The organism is Flintibacter porci, assembly GCF_041925195.1.
GTDB classification, from domain to species: Bacteria; Bacillota; Clostridia; order Oscillospirales; family Oscillospiraceae; genus Lawsonibacter; species Lawsonibacter porci.
On sequence record NZ_JBHEVB010000003.1, the window covers coordinates 23,716 to 41,199 of the forward strand.

Consider the following 17,484-nt stretch of genomic DNA (forward strand, 5'->3'; position numbering starts at 1 on the left):
CATAATAGATTGTGTATTGAACCGTATCTTCATATTGACCCATTGACAATATGAAAGGACGGGTCAACAATGAAAAATCGAGTTTGCACATTATACCGTGTTTCTACCGACAAGCAGGTGGATCATAACGATAAAAACCAAGCTGACATTCCCATGCAGCGAAAAGCCTGCCATGCCTTTTGCGAAAAGATGGGCTGGGTGATTGTCCACGAGGAACAAGAGGAAGGTGTTTCCGGCCACAAGGTAAGGGCGGAAAACCGGGACAAGCTGCAAATCATCAAGGAACTGGCAAAGCAGAAAAAGTTTGATATTCTGCTGGTGTTCATGTTTGACCGCATCGGGCGTATCGCTGACGAAACGCCCTTTGTGGTGGAATGGTTCGTAAAAAACGGGATCGAGGTATGGAGCACCCAAGAGGGGGAGCAACGCTTCGATAGCCACACGGACAAGCTCACTAACTACATCCGTTTTTGGCAGGCTGACGGTGAAAGCGAAAAGACTTCTATCCGTACCAAAACCGCATTGGGCCAGCTTGTTGAGGGCGGCGGCTTCAAAGGCGGCCTTGCTCCATACGGCTATGACCTTGTGAAAAGCGGGCGCTTCAACAAGCGCAAGCATGAGCTCTACGATCTGGTAGTCAACGAAACCGAGGCCGCCGTGGTGCGGATCATTTTTGACAAGTATGTGCATGAGGGCTTCGGCGCTCAACGGATTGCCACCTACTTGAACAAACAGGGCTACCGGGCAAGAACGGGTAAGATGTGGCACCACGCCAGTATCCGTGGCATTGTCTGTAATCTCACCTATACGGGCGTCCTGCGGTGTGGGGAAAGCCGCTCCCAAGAGCTGCCCCACCTGCAAATCATTTCGTCGGAGCTGTTTGAAGCGGCCCAGCATATCCGTACTTCCCGGGCCAACAGCGCCGAACAAGAACGCCATATCCCGCTGAACACCCGGGGCAACTCCCTTTTGGCTGGGAATGTGTATTGCGGTCATTGTGGGGCGAGGCTGTCCCTCACCACCAACGGCAAGGCTTATCCCTGCAAGGAAGATCCCAATCGGGTGGTAAAGCGTGTGCGGTATGTCTGCTACGGGAAAACCCGCAAGCAGACCGACTGTGACGGTCAGACGGGCTACACGGCCCATATCCTTGACGGGATCATTGATAAGCTGGTGCGCCAGATCTTTGAGCGCATGAAAGCAATCCCCAAAAGCGATATAGTCAATATCCGCTACCGGGAAAAGATGGAGGAACGGAAAAGCCTGCTCCATAGCGTCCGGGCGGAATACGCCAAGGCCGCTGCTGACCTTGAAACGCTGAAAGGCGAGGTTATCAAGACGATCCGTGGGGAGAGCACCTTTTCCAAGGAGCTGTTAAGCTCTCTGATTGCCGAGGCCGAGGCCAAATGCCAGGAGCTTCAAGAGAACATGGAAACGGCACAGGCAGCCTATGACGAAGGGAAAACGGTGCTTGCTTCGCTGAACGCCCAATATGACGATATAATCTCATGGGCTGAAATGTACGACACGGCCAGTATGGAGGCCAAAAAAATGATCGTCAACTGCTTAATCAAGCGGGTGGATGTCTATCGGGACTACAAGCTGCACATTGATTTCAATATCGACTTTGAGCAGTTCTGCGGCGGGCTGGACATCGTGACGATTGCCGCATAAAAAACAAAACCTCGCTTCCTTTCGGAAGCGAGGAAAAGTTCTTTCCCTTGAGATGGTGGAGATAAGCGGGATCGAACCGCTGACCTCTTGAATGCCATTCAAGCGCTCTCCCAGCTGAGCTATACCCCCAGATGTGGGAAAGAACATTTATTAAGTTTTGTGAGGGGTGTGTAACCGCTTCAACCGGGCTCCCAGCTGAGCTATACCCCCATATTTTCTTGTTGCTTTGGCTCTTGGCCTCAGCGCAGGACTTATAATACCAGATACCCGCTCACTTGTCAAGCATAAAAAGAAAGTTTTTTTCGTTTTTTTCAAAAACCAAAGAACGCCGCAGCGCTGTGCAGCGCTGCGGCGTTTCGATGTGCTGATTAGTAATACTTTTTGCGGTTCTTACGAGCAGCCTCAGACTTCTTGCGGCGCTTCACGCTGGGGCTCTCATAATGCTCGCGCTTACGAACCTCGGCCAGCACGCCAGACTTGGCGCAGCTGCGCTTAAAGCGCTTCAGAGCGCTCTCCAAAGACTCGTTTTCTCTTACACGGACTTCCGACATTTATATTTCCCTCCCTCCGGCGCGGCAGATTTTCTGCCACGAAAGGGCCATTTGTATGGCTTTAACAGAACCATTATATTTGACTTTCTGTCAAATGTCAAGTTCTTCTTTGCTCTGCAAATTTGAATTTTTTGTAACGGCACAATGCACCATCAGGCCTGGGGCTTGAAAATCAGGTTCACCAGGCGGCCCTTGGCTCCCCCACCGAACGCGGTTCGGCGGGGACCCCTGCTTTTTTAATCCTCGTGCGGAATCAATCCGCCCTGCGGCAAGGTTTTGCCCCTGGCAAAACGCTTGGACGCGCCATAGGCGCGCCGCGCTGACGCGCGGGTGGTCTGCGGGCCGCAATTACGCCTTCGGCTTAAAGATCAGGTTCACCAGTCGGCCCTTGACCACGATGGACTTCACTAGCTGCATGCCCTCGGCCATGCGGGCGATCTTCTCGTTGGCCAGAGCGGCAGCCACGACCTCCTCGTCGCTGCTGTCGGTGGGCACGACGATGTTGGCACGGACCTTGCCGCCCACCTGCACTGCCATCTGGGTGGTAGCGGTAACGGTCTTGGCTGCATCATAGGTGGGCCAAGGCTGCAGGCACACCTGGCCTCCGTAGCCCGCCATCTCCCACAGCTCCTCGCACATGTGGGGGGCAAAGGGAGAGAGCATCAGCAGCAGAGCTTTCATATCGCCCCGGCTGGCGCCGTTGGCGTAGAAGTCGTTGACCAGAGCCATCAGGGTAGCGATGGCGGTGTTGAACTTCATGGCCTCGATGTCCTCAGACACCTTCTTGATGGCACGGTGGACAGCCACCTCGTTGACCTGGGAGTACTCGTCCCCAGTGTGCTCCTGCTCGGTAGCCAGGTTCCACACACGGTCCAGGAAGCGCTTACAGCCCTTCACACCGTTGTCCGACCAAGCGGCAGCCTTCTCAAAGTCGCCGATGAACATGATATAGGTGCGCATGGTGTCGGCGCCGTACTGCTCGATGACGTCGTTGGGGTTGACCACGTTGCCGCGGGACTTGGACATCTTCTCGCCGCCCTCACCCAGGATCATGCCATGGGAGGTACGCTTCTGATAGGGCTCCTTGGTGGGCACTACGCCGATGTCATAGAGGAACTTGTGCCAGAACCGGCTGTACAGCAGGTGCAGAGTGGTGTGCTCCATGCCGCCGTTGTACCAGTCCACGGGGCTCCAGTAGTCCAAAGCCTCCTTGGAGGCCAGGGCCTTGTCGTTGTGGGGATCCATATACCGCAGGAAATACCAGCTGGAACCGGCCCACTGGGGCATGGTGTCGGTCTCCCGCTTGGCAGGGCCGCCGCAGCAGGGGCAGGTGGTGTTCACCCAGTCGGTCATCTTGGACAGGGGAGACTCGCCGTCGTCGGTGGGCTCATAGCTCTCCACGTCGGGCAGCAGCAGGGGCAGCTGGTCCTCGCTGATGGGCTGCCAGCCGCACTTCTCACAGTAGACCATGGGGATGGGCTCGCCCCAGTAGCGCTGACGGGAGAACACCCAGTCACGCAGCTTGTAGTTGACCTTGGAGTGGCCGATGCCCTTCTCCTCCAGCCACTTGGTGATGACGGGGATGGCGTCCTTGACGGTCAGGCCGTTGAGGAAGTCGGAGTTGACCAGGATACCGGTCTCGTCCTTGGCGGTAAAGGCGGCCTTCTGCACATCCTCGCCGCCGGAGACCACCTCGATGATCTCACAGCCGAACTTCTTGGCAAACTCCCAGTCACGGTCGTCGTGGGCAGGCACGGCCATGATGGCGCCGGTGCCGTAGGTAGCCAGGACGTAGTCGGAGATAAAGATGGGGATCTCCTTGCCGTTGACGGGGTTGATGCCCTTCACGCCGTCCAGGCAAACGCCGGTCTTCTCCTTGTTGAGCTCGGTACGCTCCAGGTCGGACTTAGAGGCGGCCAGCTTCTGGTAGGCCTTCACCTCGTCAGCATTCTTCAGCAGAGGCATCCATTTGTCCAGGAACTTGTGTTCGGGAGACAGGACCATATAGGTGGCGCCGAACAGGGTGTCGGGACGGGTGGTGTAGACCACAATGTCGTCGCCGGTGGTGGCTTTGAAGGTAACCTCGGCGCCGGTGGAGCGGCCGATCCAGTTCTTCTGCTGGATCTTGACGCGCTCGATGAAGTCCAGATCGTCCAGGTCGTCGATGAGACGCTGGGCATACTCGGTGATCTTCAGCATCCACTGGCTCTTCTCCTTGCGGATGACGGGGGCGCCGCAGCGCTCACACACGCCCTCCACCACTTCCTCGTTGGCCAGCACGCACTTACAGGAGGTGCACCAGTTCACGGGCATGGTGGTCTTATAGGCCAGGCCGTGCTTGTACAGCTGCAGGAAGATCCACTGGGTCCACTTGTAGTAGCTGGGGTCGGTGGTGTTGACCTCCCGGTCCCAGTCAAAGGAGTAACCCAGCATCTGCAGCTGCTTGCGGAAATTCAGGATGTTATCGTGGGTCACCTTGGCAGGGTGGATATGGTTTTTGATGGCGTAGTTCTCGGTGGGCAGACCGAAGGCGTCATAGCCCATGGGGAACAGCACATTGTAACCGTCCATGCGGCGCTTACGGGCCACCACGTCCATGGCGGTGTAAGGCCGGGCATGGCCCACGTGCAGACCCTGGCCGGAGGGGTAGGGGAACTCCACCAGAGCATAGAACTTCTTCTTGTCGGTGTCACCGGTGTGGCAGGCGAAGGTCTTCTCTTCCAGCCACTTTTTCTGCCATTTCTTTTCAATGGCCGCGAAATCGTACTTCAAATCAATCACGCTCTCCTGTATTTTTACCGCGCCAGTCGGCACTTATATATTGAGACCGTAACATTATACCCGCAATTTGTCCAGATTGCAAGGGCTTCCATACAGCTCGCCCGGTTCCTGGACTTTCGAGGGAAAATTCAGGATCCTCAAATCCAATTTTATAAAAATCTTAATTTCCTCTTCCATGGAATTTATATCCTGTCTGCTATTCTGAATCCAGAAAGGACGGGGTCCATATGACGCAGACCAAAACGGTATATATTCTCCTCACCCGTTCCGGGACCTGGTTTTCCCGGCTCATTCACCTGGCCACCGACGACTGCTACACCCATGCCTCCATCGGTTTGGACGGTCCCGCCGGCCCCTTTTACAGCTTTGGCCGTCTGGACCCCCGCTTTGCCCTGCCGGCCGGACTGGTCCAGGAGCGGCTGGACGGCAGTCCCATGGGCGGCCGGGAGACGCCCTGGTGTCTATGTGAGCTGGAGGTCTCCTCCCAGGCCTATAACCATCTGAAACAACAGCTTTCTTCCATGTACGCCCGTCGGGAGCAATACCACTATAATCTGCTGGGTGCACTGAGCTGCTACTTCCATCAGCCTCTGCGCCGGGAGCACCACTATTTCTGTTCTCAGTTTGTGGCCAGTCTGCTGGAGGAAAGCGGCGCGGCGGAGCTGGGCAAATGTCCCGATCTGGTCCGCCCGGTGGATTTCTGCTCTCTGCGGGGCCTGCGCTCCGTGCGCCAGGGCGTGTTTGTCCCTTCCCCAGCCTGATCTTTTCCTCTGTTTGCCTCTTTCTCTCTCCTCCGGACTTGACAGAACCGATTCCTACGCTATAATAGAAGGACACTGTACTTCGCTGCTTTGACGCTGTAAAGCATCAACGCGACGAAAGAAGGAGGATCAGAAATGGAACATAAACGAACTGTCGGGCAGTTCGCCAGCTCAGCCGGTTTTATTCTGGCCGCCGTGGGCTCCGCGGTAGGCATGGGAAATATCTGGCTGTTCCCCTATCGAATTGGACAATACGGCGGCGGCGCTTTCTTGGTGCCCTACTTTATCTTTGTGGCCCTGTTCAGCTATGTAGGCCTGTCGGGCGAGTTTGGCCTGGGCCGTCTCACCGGAACGGGCACGTCGGGCTCCTTTGATTACGTGCTGAAAAAGCGGGGGAAAAAGGGCGGCTCGGTCATCGGCATTCTGCCCCTGCTGGGCGTACTGGGTATCGCCATCGGCTACTCGGTGGTGGTAGGCTGGGTGCTGAAATACGCGGTGGGTTCTCTCACCGGTGCAGTGCTCACCAACGAGCCCCAGGCCTATTTTGACGCCATGGCTGTGGACTTTGGCTCCATCCCCTGGCACCTTATCGCCGTGGTTCTCACCGCTGCGGTACTGCTGATGGGCGTGAAGGACGGCATCGAGAAAATCAGCAAGTTCATGATGCCCGCCTTCTTTATTCTCTTCTTCATCATCGCCATCCGCGTGGCCTTCCTCCCCGGCTCCTGGGAGGGCTACCTCTACCTGCTCACCCCCGACTGGAGCTACCTGGGCAAGTTTGAGACCTGGGTCATGGCCATGGGACAGGCCTTCTTCTCCCTGTCCATCAACGGCGCAGGCATGCTGATCTACGGCAGCTATATGAAGAAGTCAGAGGATATCATCCACCACTCGGTCATGACCGCCATTCTGGATACCATTGCCGCCCTGCTGGCCGGCTTTGCCATCATTCCGGCGGTGTTCGCCTTCGGCATCTCCCCCAGCTCCGGTCCCCCGCTGATGTTCGTCACCCTGCCTCAGGTGTTCCAGAGCATGCCCATGGGCCGGCTGTTTGCGGTATTCTTCTTTGTGTCCGTCTTCTTTGCGGGCATTACCTCCCTCATCAACATGATGGAGGCCTGCAGCGAGGCTCTCTCCAGTCAGCTGAAGTTCTCCCGCCGCCTGGCGGTGTGTGTCATCGCCGTGGTGGTCTTCGGCGTGTCCATCTTCCTGGAGGCCCTGCCCAAGATGGGCGCCTGGCTGGACACCGTGACCATCTATATCGCCCCCTTCGGCGCTCTGCTGTGTGCGGTGTTTATCTACTTCATCCTGGGCATGAAGGACATCAAGGCCGAACTGAACCTGGGCCGCAAGAAGCCCCTGGGCCGCAGCTTCGACGTCATCGCTTACTTCTACGTGATCGTGGCGGCGGCAGTTCTGGTGCTTGGCATCTACTACGGCGGCATCGGCTGATCAAATACTCAAAGATACAAAATCCCCGCTGGGAAGATTCCCAGCGGGGATTTTTTTGTGTTTAAATTGATTCAGCCGTTTTTCTGGTACAGGGCCACCAGAGCGCTGGCACCAATACGGTCGGCGCCGGCATCCAGCATGGCCTGGGCCTGCTCAAAGGTACGGATTCCGCCGGCGGCTTTGATACGCATGTCGGGGCTGATGTGCTCCCGGAACAGTTTCACATCCTCCACGGTAGCTCCGCCCTGGGCAAAGCCGGTGGAGGTCTTGATAAAGTCGGCTCCGGACATGGAGACAATCCGGCAGGCGGCGATCTTCTCCTCCTGGGTCAGCTGGCAGGCCTCCACAATGACCTTCAAAATACGACCCTTGCAGGATGCCTTGACCGCCTTGATCTCCTCCAGCACGCCTTCCCAGTCGCCCGACTTGGCCAGACCGATGTCCATGACCATGTCGATCTCGTCGGCACCGTTGCGGATGGCGTCCTCGGTCTCAAAGACCTTCACCTCGGGGGTGGAATAGCCGTTGGGGAAGCCGATGACAGTGCAGATCTTCAGGCGGTTGCCCACATAGTCTGCCGCCCGCTTGACATACCGGGGCGGGATACACACCGAGGCGGTCTGACAGGCCAAACCCTGATCGCAGATGACCTTCACCTGCTCCCAGGTGGCGTCTTGCGCAAGCAGGGTATGGTCTACCCGGCTGAGAATTTCTTTCCGATCCATAAGTCGTTTCCTCCTTACACAGAAGTGGGACCGGGTCCCACACAGAAGCTCTGATGCAGGTTTATTCTACTCCCGCCGCCCCCGTCTGTCCAGCCCAAAAACTGACAAAAAGCGGGCCGGAGAACCCCTCCGGCCCGCACGGCCGGTCACTTCCACCCTGAAAGGATAGCCGAAACCGGCGCAGATTGTTCCTTGTTTTTCCAGTTCGTTTATGCCTGCACCTTGGCCAGCAGGGCGTCGGTGCGGTCGGTGCGCTCCCAGGGCAGATCCAGGTCGCTGCGGCCGAAGTGGCCGTAGGCCGCGGTCTGGCGATAGATGGGACGGCGCAGATCCAGATCCCGGATGATGGCAGCGGGACGCAGGTCAAACACCTGCTGCACCGCGTCGGACAGATCCTCGTCAGAGACGCGGCCGGTGCCGAAGGTGTCTACCCGCACGGAGACAGGCTGAGCCACGCCGATAGCGTAGGCCAGCTGCACCTGGCAGCGGGAAGCAAGACCGGCGGCCACCACGTTCTTGGCCACCCAGCGGGCGGCGTAAGCGGCGGAACGGTCCACCTTGGTGGGATCCTTGCCGGAGAAGGCGCCGCCGCCGTGGGGGGCGCTTCCGCCGTAAGTATCCACGATGATCTTCCGTCCGGTGAGGCCGGAGTCGCCCTGGGGACCGCCCACCACGAAGCGGCCGGTGGGGTTGACGTAGATCTTGGTGTCGTTGTCCATGAGGCTGGCGGGGATGATGGGCCGAATGACCAGGTCGATCATATCCTGGCGGATCTGGCTCAGCTCCACCTCGGGGCTGTGCTGGGTGGAGACGACCACCGCGTCCACACGCAGAGGCTTATCGTTCTCGTCGTACTCCACGGTGACCTGGGTCTTGCCGTCGGGGCGCAGGTAGTCCACCTTGCCCTCCTTGCGCACCTGGGTCAGGCGCATGGCCAGCTTCTGGGCCAGGGTGATAGGCAGAGGCATAAGCTCCTCGGTCTCGTCGCAGGCGTAGCCGAACATCATGCCCTGGTCGCCGGCGCCGTTGTCCAGACCGTCGTCCTGCTCGCCCTCCTTGGCCTCCAGGCACTTGTCCACGCCCATGGCGATATCGGGGGACTGCTCGTCAATGGAGGTGAGCACCGCGCAGGTGTCGCAATCAAAGCCGAACTTGGCGCGGTCATAGCCGATGTCCCGCACCACGTCCCGGGCGATCTTGGGGATGTCCACATAGCAGCTGGTGGTGATCTCACCCATCACATGGACCAGACCGGTGGTTACCGTGGTCTCGCAGGCCACACGGGCCCGAGGATCCTGAGCAAGCATCGCGTCCAGCACCGCGTCGGAGATCTGGTCGCAGATCTTATCGGGATGCCCCTCGGTTACAGATTCAGAGGTAAACAGTTTCTTTGCCATAATCTTTTTCCTTTCTTTTTCTGGGGGGTGAAAAAAACGCTCCGCATTGGCGGAGCGTTTTATCGTCTAAGCACCCTCATCTTTCGATACACTGCCGCCGGATTTAGCACCTTGCGTCTTACGCAGGTTGCCGGGTTTCATAGGGCCGTTCCCTCCACCGCTCTTGATAAGGTTTTCAGTTGTACAGATGGATTATATCAGTTTTTCCGCCTTTGTCAATAGGTTTATGCCTCCCAGCCGGCCAGATAGTCCTTCTGCTCCTGGGTAAGGGTATCGATGGAGAGGCCCATGGCGGCCAGCTTCACCCGGCCGATCTGGTCGTCGATCTCGTCGGGCACCTGGTAGACCTTCTTCTCCAGGCCGTCCCGGTGCTTGGCCAGCCACTCCAGAGAGAGGGCCTGGACCGCAAAGGACATGTCCATGATCTCGGCGGGGTGGCCGTTGCCCGCGGCCAGGTTCACCAGCCGGCCCTGAGCCAGTACATTGAGGATGCGGCCGTCCTTCAGGCGGAAGCCCTCGATGCCCTCCCGGCGGGGGAAGCGCTCCACCGCCTCCGCGGCCAAGGCGGCCACGTCCACCTCACAGTCAAAGTGGCCGGAGTTACACAGGATGGCGTTGTGCTTCATGACGGCAAAGTGCCGTTCCACGATCACGTCCTTGCAGCCGGTGGCGGTGACGAACAGGTCGCCCACCTTGGCCGCCTCGTCCATGGGCATGACCTGGAAGTTCTCCATGGTGGCCTCCAGCGCCTTGAAGGGATCCACCTCGCAGACAATGACGTGGGCGCCCATGCCCTTGGCCCGCATGGCGATGCCCTTGCCGCACCAGCCGTAGCCGGCCACCACCACGGTCTTGCCCGCCACCATCAGGTTGGTGGTGTGCATAATGGCGTCCCAGGTAGACTGGCCGGTACCGTATTTGTTGTCGTAGTAGTGCTTGGCCTTGGCGTCGTTCACCGCCATCATGGGGCAGGGCAGGATGCCCGCCTTCTCCCGGGCGATGAGGCGGTGGATACCGGTGGTGGTCTCCTCACAGCCGCCGATGAGCCGCTCACCCAGATCGGCGCAGCGTCCGCCCAGCAGAGAGATGAGGTCGCCGCCGTCGTCCACGATGAGGTGGGGACGGCACTTCAGGGTCTCTACCAGCAGGTCCTCATACTCCTGGGGAGTAACCCCGTGAACGCCGTAGGTATCTACACCCAGGTGGGCCATGGCGGCGGCCACATCGTCCTGGGTGGACAGGGGGTTACAGCCGGTGAGATGCACATCGGCTCCGCCCTCCCGCAGGACCAGCCCCAGGTTGGCGGTCTTGGCCTCCAGATGGACCGACACGGCGATAGTCAATCCGGCAAAGGGCTTTTCCTTGCGGAAACGCTCCTCAATGCCGCTGAGGGCGGGCATAAAATCCCGCACCCACTGGATCTTCTGCAGGCCCGAGGGGGCCAGGGACATATCTTTTACAATACTCATAGCTTCCTCGCTCTTTTCTATAAATTCAAAAGCGGCCAAAGCCGCCCACATTCTTATTTATTCTATCATATTCCCCTTTTCAGGAAAAGCACAACTTTTTATTCCCCACTTCCCCGAGAAAATGTTTACACTTTCGTCATGGACTTTTCCATAGAAAACGGGTACAATGCTCTCTGGACATTTCTGCCGCCTCTGCGGCAATTTTATTGATGATAAAAAGGAGGGCTGTCCATGAAGGCCATTTCCCGCTGGCTGGACCGCTTCTGTTACAAACATCCCCGCTTCGGCATTCCCAATCTGATGAAGTTTATTGTTATCGGCAATGTACTCATCTACCTGCTGGATATGTTCTCCCGCGGCTACGCCACATTGCTGTGCATGTTCTATCCAAGCGCAGTCCTCCATGGCGAGGTGTGGCGGATCATCACCTTCCTGTTTGTGCCGGTGAGCGGTTACAGCTCCAGCGATATGTTCTCCATTTTGTGGTTTGCCATGACCACTCTGTTCTATTACTACATTGGCAACGCCCTGGAACGCCAGTGGGGCTCCACCCGGTTTACTGTATTTTATTTCCTGGGAGCCATCCTTAACCTCATCATCGGCTTTGCCTTCCAGACCAGCGTCACCATGTACTATGTGAACATGTCCATGTTCTTCTCCTTCGCCACTCTGTACCCGGAGATGCAGGTGCTGCTCTACGGCATTCTGCCTCTGAAAGTCAAGTGGCTGGCCTGGCTGGACGCAGCCCTGTTCCTGTTTGATATCATCCGCTACCTGATGCTGGGGGCCTGGGGCTATGCCCTCATTCCTGTGGTGGCCATTCTGAACTACTTCCTCTTCTTCTGGGACGATCTGATGAACATCGTGCGCCGGAAAACCGGCCGGATGACCTATCAGGCCCGGCCCCAGACCATCAACTTCAAAAAGGCCCAGAAGGAGGTCCAGCAGCGGAAGGGATATCTCCACAAGTGCGCTGTGTGCGGCATTACCGACGCAGACGACCCCAATATGGAGTTCCGCTACTGCTCCAAGTGCAACGGCTATTACTGCTACTGCATGAAGCACATTAACGACCACGTCCACGTACAATAAAATAGGTAAGCCGGCCGCCATTGGCGGCCGGCTTTTTTGTACTCCAGAGGCGAAACAAAGTTTCGCACAAAATTCTTTTGCCTACTTTTCTTCTAAGAAAAGTAGGTGACTAACAGGTCCACACAGGCGCCGTAAGAGCGCATGCCCAGTTTCTGATCGTTGCCTTTCAAAAATGAGTCATACACCTGCTCCGCGGCATCCTCCACCGGAGAGGACAGCTCTGCCCAGTAGGCGTTGTTATCATTCCAGTCCGCGGCCAGCTCCGGTGTGAAATACTGCTCCACGATGGCGCTCCACCCCTCCGGGTCCACCGGATACAGCGCGTTGCACAGTTGGATAAGACCCATCAAATATCCTGAGTAAACATATACCGGATCTCCGCTGGTGACCGAGGCAGCAATACCCACAAAATTTGCCTCCTGCTCAGCGGCCACCATACGCTGATGAGCCATCTCGTGGGCGATGGTGGCGGGCAGCAGACAAGACGGGGCATCCACATTCACGTTGGCCTCCCCGGTGAAAGGAAAATACACCCCGGTAAACCCCAAAATACTCTGTAATCTGGAGAAAAAGATGGGTTTGGCCCGGGTGGGATGCTTCAATTCCAGGCATGGGAACTCCTGCGTCAGATTCTCATAGATCTCGGGACCTTTCTCAAAAATGGCGGCGGTATCCTCGGCAAACAGGCCATTTTCATCCCGCTGCACCTGGGTGGAATACTCCGCCGCCTTTTCGGCAAACAGGGCGGTAACCTGTTCCAGCGTCTCCACAGAATAGGGCTGTGTCTCCAATCCGCTGCGCTGGGCAAAGGAAGGAGCATAGTAGGCAGCGTTCCACATCCAATCCATGGCACACCAAATCCAAAGCACCGCCCCCAGCATAGCCAGCAGCCGTTTTGCAAAGATGCGTCCCTCCCGTTTCCGGATCAGCAAAACAACTGCCCGGATCAGCCACACCACCCCAAATATCAAGGCCAGAGCGGTAAGCACCTCGGCCACGGAAAAAGCAGGGAATATGGACCAGATCCGGGCCAAAAACTGCTCCACCGGGGCCATGACATGGTCTACCCACCAGCCCATCCGGGCCAAAAACTGCTCCACCGGGGCCATGACATGGTCTACCCACCAGCCCATTCGGGCCTGATCGCCTTTGAGCAGCTCAAACAGCCCCACCAACGCCAGAGGCAGAGCCAACCCTGCCCCCCACTTGATCCAAGTTATCTTGTTTTTCATCGCTTCTCCTCTCACATCCGCACCGGGCCGGTGGTCCACTCTCGTCCCGGCCCTGGGACGGTTTCAAGGCATAGGTCGTACAGGTCGGTACACCGGGCCTCCAGTTCAAACAGCCTCAGGTCTCCTTCCAACTGCCGTCTGGCATGGGCAGGTTTGGTAAGAATGGGCAGACTAGAGCGCTCCTTCATCTGCCGCAGGACCTCCTGTCCCCGGGTGTTGAACCCCAGCACGCGAAGATAGGCAGGCTGTCCCGGTCGCTCCGCCTGGGTCAGGCCCAAATAAGCCCACACCAGCAGCCGACGCATCCGGGCCTGGGTCCAGTGCTTTGGTTTTGCCAGGACAACAAATTCCTCCAGAGAGCGGCACTGCTTTCCAGCCCGCTCCAGCCGGGGCGGCAGGCCTTCCCCGGCTCCGCTGTCCGGGAGTTTCGCCCAATCCTCCGCCGTTATGGTGCGAAGCTTGGCCAAAATTCCCCGCTCCATGCGCTGGAGACTGGGAAACCCGTTCCATCCTTCTTTCAGGACCTCCACCCCGCCCTTTGGGAGATAGGGCTCCAATGCCGGCCAGTCCCCCCGCTCCAAATAGGCCCGCAGCTGGGTGGCAGAGAGGTGGCGGGGACGGTCCGCGCCCTCCAGCAGGCTATCGTGGGGGGCGCCCTCCCTGCGGACGGTCATGGGCTGGATCTTGCTGTTCAGGCTGTCCAGCGTCCGCAGGTACTCCACCCCCAGATTGTTGTTTGGCTGGGAGAGCAAAAGGGACAGTTCCTCCCCCAACAGGCTGTCCGCCGCCGCCTGTCTGGCCGCGGCAAAGGGCATCCCTTCCCCTACAAACCGGCGCAGGCTCTCCTCGTACTCCGGGGTGTTAAGGCTGGCGGCAAGGCGCCGGAGTTTTTCCACGTCTCCGTACTCGCTGCCAAAGGACAGCACATCCACCACGCCGCTGCGCTCCAGAATGGTCACCGCGCCCCGTGCGAAGGTCTCCGCGGAGGACACCGCCCACACGGTGGGCAGCTCCAGCACCAGGTCAACCCCTCCCAGCAGAGCCAGCCGCGCCCGGGTCCACTTGTCCAGCACGGCGGGCCGTCCACCCTGGACCCAGTTGCCGCTCATCACGGCAACCACGGCACAGTCCTCCTCCAGAGCCTGGCGGGTACGGGCAATTTGGTAGGCGTGTCCGGTGTGGAAGGGATTGTATTCGGCAACGATGCCAATAACCTGCATGAGATTGACCTCCTGGTGGATTATCTTCCTCTTTTTCAGAAAAACGGTTGTCTTTCTCAGGAAAGAGCGTTAAAATAAAAACACAAACTGGGTTTGCCCCTATTGTATTACAGGAACCCAAGCAAGGCAACCCAAGGCGTGTTTAAAAATTAACTTGTGAAGGAGACGATTCCCATGAATATTCTGGTAATCAACGCCGGCAGTTCTTCTCTGAAGTATCAGCTGCTCAACCCCGAGACTCAGGAGGTCCTGGCCAAGGGTCTGTGTGAGCGCATCGGTATCGACGGTAAGTTCACCTATAAGCCCACCGGCAAGGAGGCTGTCAAGGAGGCCGACGTGGCCATGCCCACTCACTCCGAGGCCATCCAGGCCGTGCTCAACGCTCTGGTGGACCCTGCCAACGGCGTGATCGCTTCCATGGATGAGATCGGCGCGGTGGGCCACCGTGTGGTTCACGGCGGCGAGAAGTTCGCCTCCTCCGTGCTTATCACCGACGAGGTCATGGCTGCCATCGAGGAGTGCAATCCTCTGGCTCCCCTGCACAACCCCGCCAACATCATCGGCATCAAGGCCTGCCAGGCTCTCATGCCCAACACCCCCATGGTCGCCGTGTTCGACACCGCGTTCCATCAGACCATGCCCCCCGTGGCCTACACCTACGCTCTGCCCTACGAGTACTATGAGCAGGACAAGGTCCGCCGCTACGGCTTCCACGGCACCAGCCACAAGTACGTCTCCCAGCGCGCTGCCGCTATGCTGGGCAAGCCCATCGAGGAGCTCAAGCTGATCTCCTGCCACCTGGGCAACGGTTCTTCCGTCACTGCCATCGACGGCGGCAAGAGCGTTGACACCTCCATGGGCTTCACTCCCCTGGCTGGTCTGCCCATGGGCACCCGCTGCGGCGACATCGACGCCGGCATCCTGGAGTACCTGATGAACAAGCACGGCTACAACATCGACGAGATGCTCAGCATCCTCAATAAGAAGTCCGGCGTGCTGGGTATCTCCGGCGTGTCCTCCGACTTCCGTGATCTGGAGGCTGCTGCTCCTCAGGGCAACCAGCGTGCTCAGCTGGCTCTGGACTCCTTCGACTACAACGTGAAGAAGCTCATCGGTGCTTATGCCGCTGCTATGGGCGGCGTGGACGCCATCATCTTCACCGCCGGTGTGGGTGAGAACGGCCCCGACACCCGTGCCAATGTGGTCTCCGGCCTGGAGTACATGGGCGTGAAGCTGGACGCGGAGAAGAACAACACCCGCGGCAAGGAAGTGGACGTAGCCACCGACGACTCCAAGGTACGTGTCCTGGTCATCCCCACCAATGAGGAACTGATGATCGCTATGGATACCGCTGCCATCGTCAAGGCCTAAATAACACAAGTCTTCTACGGTGGGGATGACCTGAAAATCGAAGCAACGCGGAGATTTTGCGCAGGGCGAATTCACTTCGCCCGAGCATTTCAATCAGCGGGCACCCAAACGCATCTAATGCGTTTGGGAACATCCCCACCAACGAGGAACTGATGATCGCTATGGATACTGCCGCCATCGTCAAGGCCTGATTTCTAAACTATTTACGAGCGGCGCTGGAAATCTTCCAGCGCCGTTCTTTTTTTGCCGATAAAAAATCCCGGCTCCCAAAGGAACCGGGATTTTTGTATGTCTGAATCAGAAGGGACCGTAGCCGATGGCGTTGGCAATGACGATGAGGATATAAGCCGCAATCATCATGGTACCGATGGACTTGATGGCGAAGCGGAACCACTTGCCGAAGTCCAGTCCGCACAGAGAGCAGGCAACCACAGCGCCCGCAGGCCACAGGGTGTTGGTCAGGCCGTCGCCCAGCTGGTAGGTAAGAACCATAACCTGCTGGTTGATACCCAGCATCTGGCCCAGGGGGCTGAGGATGGGCATCATCATGACTGCCTTGCCGGAACCGGAGACCACGAAGAAGTTCAGGGCCGTGACGAAGATGTAGATGATGAGCAGGGTGACCATGGGGCTCTTGCCCTGGAGGGCGTTGCCCATGTAGTACACCAGAGTATCCATGATGTTGGCCTTGTTCAGCAGGACCATCACGGAGTTAGCAAAGCCGATGGCCAGCGCAGGACCAAGCACGCGGGCAGCGCCGGCGGTGAAGCGGTTACAGGTCTCAGTGGGGCCGACCTGGAACAGGATGGCCAACAGAATCATGAAGATGATGTACAGAGCCGTGATATTGGGGAAGCTCCACTTCAGAGCCACGCAGCCGTAACCCTGAATTACGATCAGCGCCACAAAGCCGATCAGAGCAACAACCCGCTTCCAGGTCATGGGGACCTCCTCGCCGATAGAAGCGGAAGCGTCCTGATTCTTATACTCCTCGTAGCAGTAGCTCTTGGTGGGGTCCTTGCGGGAACGGTTGGCATACCGAACCAGGAAGATCAGACCGATGGTGAAGAAGACCACCAGCACGATAAAGCGATACCACATGCCGGAGAAGATGGGCAGACCCACGATCTGCTGGGAGACACCGGTGGTGAACATATTGAGCATGCCGCAGGCAAAGCTGCCGCAGGAGCCCAGCAGCACCGCCGCCGCACCGGTCATCCGGTCATAGCCCGCCGACATAATCACTGCCGTTGCCAGACCATAGAAGGGGTAGGCACCTTCGCCGTAGCCCAACACACCAAACACAGTAAACAGCACGTACATAATCACTACCAGGCTGATTTCCTTGCCCTTGGTAGCCCGCACCAGCTTGTGGATACCGGCGGAGAAAGCACCGGTGGACTCCAGGAAGCCCAGCACGCCGGAGCAGATGAGCAGGTTGCCCATGATGGAGATACCGCCCACAATGCCGTTATAGAAAGACTGGAAGTAGTCGGAGAAGGTCAGATACTGCTTTTCGACCCAATTAAACACATCCGGGTTGACGATCTCGCGGCCGGAGTTTTCATCCAGTACACGTTCAAAGTTTCCGCTGGGGACAAAGAACGAGACTATAAAAACAAGGAGCATGATGATGGCCAGGATGACAAAGACGTGGGGCACTGTGAATTTAAATTTTTTCTTTTCCATAGTTCTCTGCGCGGCAGGCACCCGCGCACTCCTTTCGGTTTGATTGTCATTTCAAAGCCTGATTCATTTT

13 protein-coding genes, 1 tRNA gene and 1 riboswitch are annotated in these 17,484 nt (G+C 57.8%); of the genes, 5 read left to right on the top strand and 9 right to left on the bottom strand.

Features of this window, described 5'->3' with window-relative positions:
• Nucleotides 1–69 precede the first annotated feature (69 nt).
• Entirely contained in the window at nt 70–1,674 is a 1,605-nt protein-coding gene (locus tag ACEVJL_RS03615; RefSeq protein ID WP_278903994.1) for a recombinase family protein, read from the top strand.
• A 53-nt stretch (nt 1,675–1,727) separates the two neighbouring features.
• Here the strand turns inward: ACEVJL_RS03615 and ACEVJL_RS03620 are convergent.
• The 3 genes from ACEVJL_RS03620 to leuS form a co-directional block, all read right to left on the bottom strand.
• Nucleotides 1,728–1,803, bottom strand: a tRNA-Ala gene (locus ACEVJL_RS03620).
• Between the two features lie 239 nt (nt 1,804–2,042).
• Nucleotides 2,043–2,225 (bottom strand): 30S ribosomal protein S21, encoded by a 183-nt coding sequence (gene rpsU / locus ACEVJL_RS03625; protein ID WP_008981822.1) that lies wholly within the window; start codon nt 2,223–2,225, stop codon nt 2,043–2,045.
• A 348-nt stretch (nt 2,226–2,573) separates the two neighbouring features.
• On the bottom strand, nt 2,574–4,997 hold the full coding sequence (gene leuS, locus ACEVJL_RS03630; protein ID WP_374736887.1) for a leucine--tRNA ligase: 2,424 nt from the start codon (nt 4,995–4,997) through the stop codon (nt 2,574–2,576).
• Nucleotides 4,998–5,233: 236 nt separating this feature from the next.
• On the opposite strand from leuS, the gene ACEVJL_RS03635 reads away from it, so the two are divergent.
• Nucleotides 5,234–5,767, top strand: a complete 534-nt coding sequence (locus tag ACEVJL_RS03635; protein ID WP_235397636.1) for a hypothetical protein — start codon at nt 5,234–5,236, stop codon at nt 5,765–5,767.
• 135 nt (nt 5,768–5,902) lie between these two features.
• Nucleotides 5,903–7,219 (top strand): sodium-dependent transporter, encoded by a 1,317-nt coding sequence (locus tag ACEVJL_RS03640; protein WP_302668692.1) that lies wholly within the window; start codon nt 5,903–5,905, stop codon nt 7,217–7,219.
• A gap of 71 nt (nt 7,220–7,290) precedes the next feature.
• Here ACEVJL_RS03640 and deoC read toward each other — a convergent pair whose 3' ends face one another.
• The 3 genes from deoC to ACEVJL_RS03655 form a co-directional block, all read right to left on the bottom strand.
• The gene (gene deoC / locus ACEVJL_RS03645) at nt 7,291–7,944 is read right to left on the bottom strand and encodes a deoxyribose-phosphate aldolase (RefSeq protein WP_008981818.1); all 654 of its coding nucleotides are present in this window, start codon (nt 7,942–7,944) and stop codon (nt 7,291–7,293) included.
• A 209-nt stretch (nt 7,945–8,153) separates the two neighbouring features.
• Nucleotides 8,154–9,341 (bottom strand): methionine adenosyltransferase, encoded by a 1,188-nt coding sequence (gene metK / locus ACEVJL_RS03650; RefSeq protein WP_302668693.1) that lies wholly within the window; start codon nt 9,339–9,341, stop codon nt 8,154–8,156.
• A gap of 73 nt (nt 9,342–9,414) precedes the next feature.
• Nucleotides 9,415–9,514: riboswitch (SAM riboswitch) on the bottom strand.
• A gap of 51 nt (nt 9,515–9,565) precedes the next feature.
• Nucleotides 9,566–10,810 carry an adenosylhomocysteinase gene (locus ACEVJL_RS03655; protein ID WP_374736889.1) on the bottom strand — a complete coding sequence of 415 codons (1,245 nt, stop codon included), beginning with the start codon at nt 10,808–10,810 and terminating at the stop codon, nt 9,566–9,568.
• Nucleotides 10,811–11,041: 231 nt separating this feature from the next.
• Between ACEVJL_RS03655 and ACEVJL_RS03660 the strand changes: the two genes are divergently transcribed.
• The gene (locus ACEVJL_RS03660; RefSeq protein ID WP_302668695.1) at nt 11,042–11,902 is read left to right on the top strand and encodes a rhomboid family intramembrane serine protease; all 861 of its coding nucleotides are present in this window, start codon (nt 11,042–11,044) and stop codon (nt 11,900–11,902) included.
• A 92-nt stretch (nt 11,903–11,994) separates the two neighbouring features.
• On the opposite strand, the gene ACEVJL_RS03665 is transcribed toward ACEVJL_RS03660, so the two are convergent.
• Both ACEVJL_RS03665 and ACEVJL_RS03670 read right to left on the bottom strand, forming a co-directional pair.
• Nucleotides 11,995–13,134, bottom strand: coding sequence for a DUF3810 domain-containing protein (locus tag ACEVJL_RS03665; RefSeq protein WP_374736891.1), 1,140 nt, complete (start codon nt 13,132–13,134; stop codon nt 11,995–11,997).
• Nucleotides 13,135–13,145: 11 nt separating this feature from the next.
• On the bottom strand, nt 13,146–14,354 hold the full coding sequence (locus ACEVJL_RS03670; protein ID WP_374736893.1) for a tRNA(Met) cytidine acetate ligase: 1,209 nt from the start codon (nt 14,352–14,354) through the stop codon (nt 13,146–13,148).
• A gap of 174 nt (nt 14,355–14,528) precedes the next feature.
• Between ACEVJL_RS03670 and ACEVJL_RS03675 the strand changes: the two genes are divergently transcribed.
• Nucleotides 14,529–15,725 (top strand): acetate/propionate family kinase, encoded by a 1,197-nt coding sequence (locus ACEVJL_RS03675; RefSeq protein ID WP_008981812.1) that lies wholly within the window; start codon nt 14,529–14,531, stop codon nt 15,723–15,725.
• Nucleotides 15,726–16,022: 297 nt separating this feature from the next.
• Here the strand turns inward: ACEVJL_RS03675 and ACEVJL_RS03680 are convergent, their stop codons facing one another.
• Nucleotides 16,023–17,414, bottom strand: coding sequence for a YfcC family protein (locus ACEVJL_RS03680; RefSeq protein WP_235397626.1), 1,392 nt, complete (start codon nt 17,412–17,414; stop codon nt 16,023–16,025).
• Nucleotides 17,415–17,484 lie beyond the last annotated feature (70 nt).

Coding starts and splice junctions, on each gene's coding strand:
- ACEVJL_RS03615 (WP_278903994.1), top strand. CDS start 70: ATGAAAAATCGAGTTTGCACATTATACCGTGTTTCTACCGACAAGCAG.
- rpsU (WP_008981822.1), bottom strand. CDS start 2,225: ATGTCGGAAGTCCGTGTAAGAGAAAACGAGTCTTTGGAGAGCGCTCTG.
- ACEVJL_RS03635 (WP_235397636.1), top strand. CDS start 5,234: ATGACGCAGACCAAAACGGTATATATTCTCCTCACCCGTTCCGGGACC.
- ACEVJL_RS03640 (WP_302668692.1), top strand. CDS start 5,903: ATGGAACATAAACGAACTGTCGGGCAGTTCGCCAGCTCAGCCGGTTTT.
- deoC (WP_008981818.1), bottom strand. CDS start 7,944: ATGGATCGGAAAGAAATTCTCAGCCGGGTAGACCATACCCTGCTTGCG.
- metK (WP_302668693.1), bottom strand. CDS start 9,341: ATGGCAAAGAAACTGTTTACCTCTGAATCTGTAACCGAGGGGCATCCC.
- ACEVJL_RS03655 (WP_374736889.1), bottom strand. CDS start 10,810: ATGAGTATTGTAAAAGATATGTCCCTGGCCCCCTCGGGCCTGCAGAAG.
- ACEVJL_RS03660 (WP_302668695.1), top strand. CDS start 11,042: ATGAAGGCCATTTCCCGCTGGCTGGACCGCTTCTGTTACAAACATCCC.
- ACEVJL_RS03665 (WP_374736891.1), bottom strand. CDS start 13,134: ATGAAAAACAAGATAACTTGGATCAAGTGGGGGGCAGGGTTGGCTCTG.
- ACEVJL_RS03670 (WP_374736893.1), bottom strand. CDS start 14,354: ATGCAGGTTATTGGCATCGTTGCCGAATACAATCCCTTCCACACCGGA.
- ACEVJL_RS03675 (WP_008981812.1), top strand. CDS start 14,529: ATGAATATTCTGGTAATCAACGCCGGCAGTTCTTCTCTGAAGTATCAG.
- ACEVJL_RS03680 (WP_235397626.1), bottom strand. CDS start 17,414: ATGGAAAAGAAAAAATTTAAATTCACAGTGCCCCACGTCTTTGTCATC.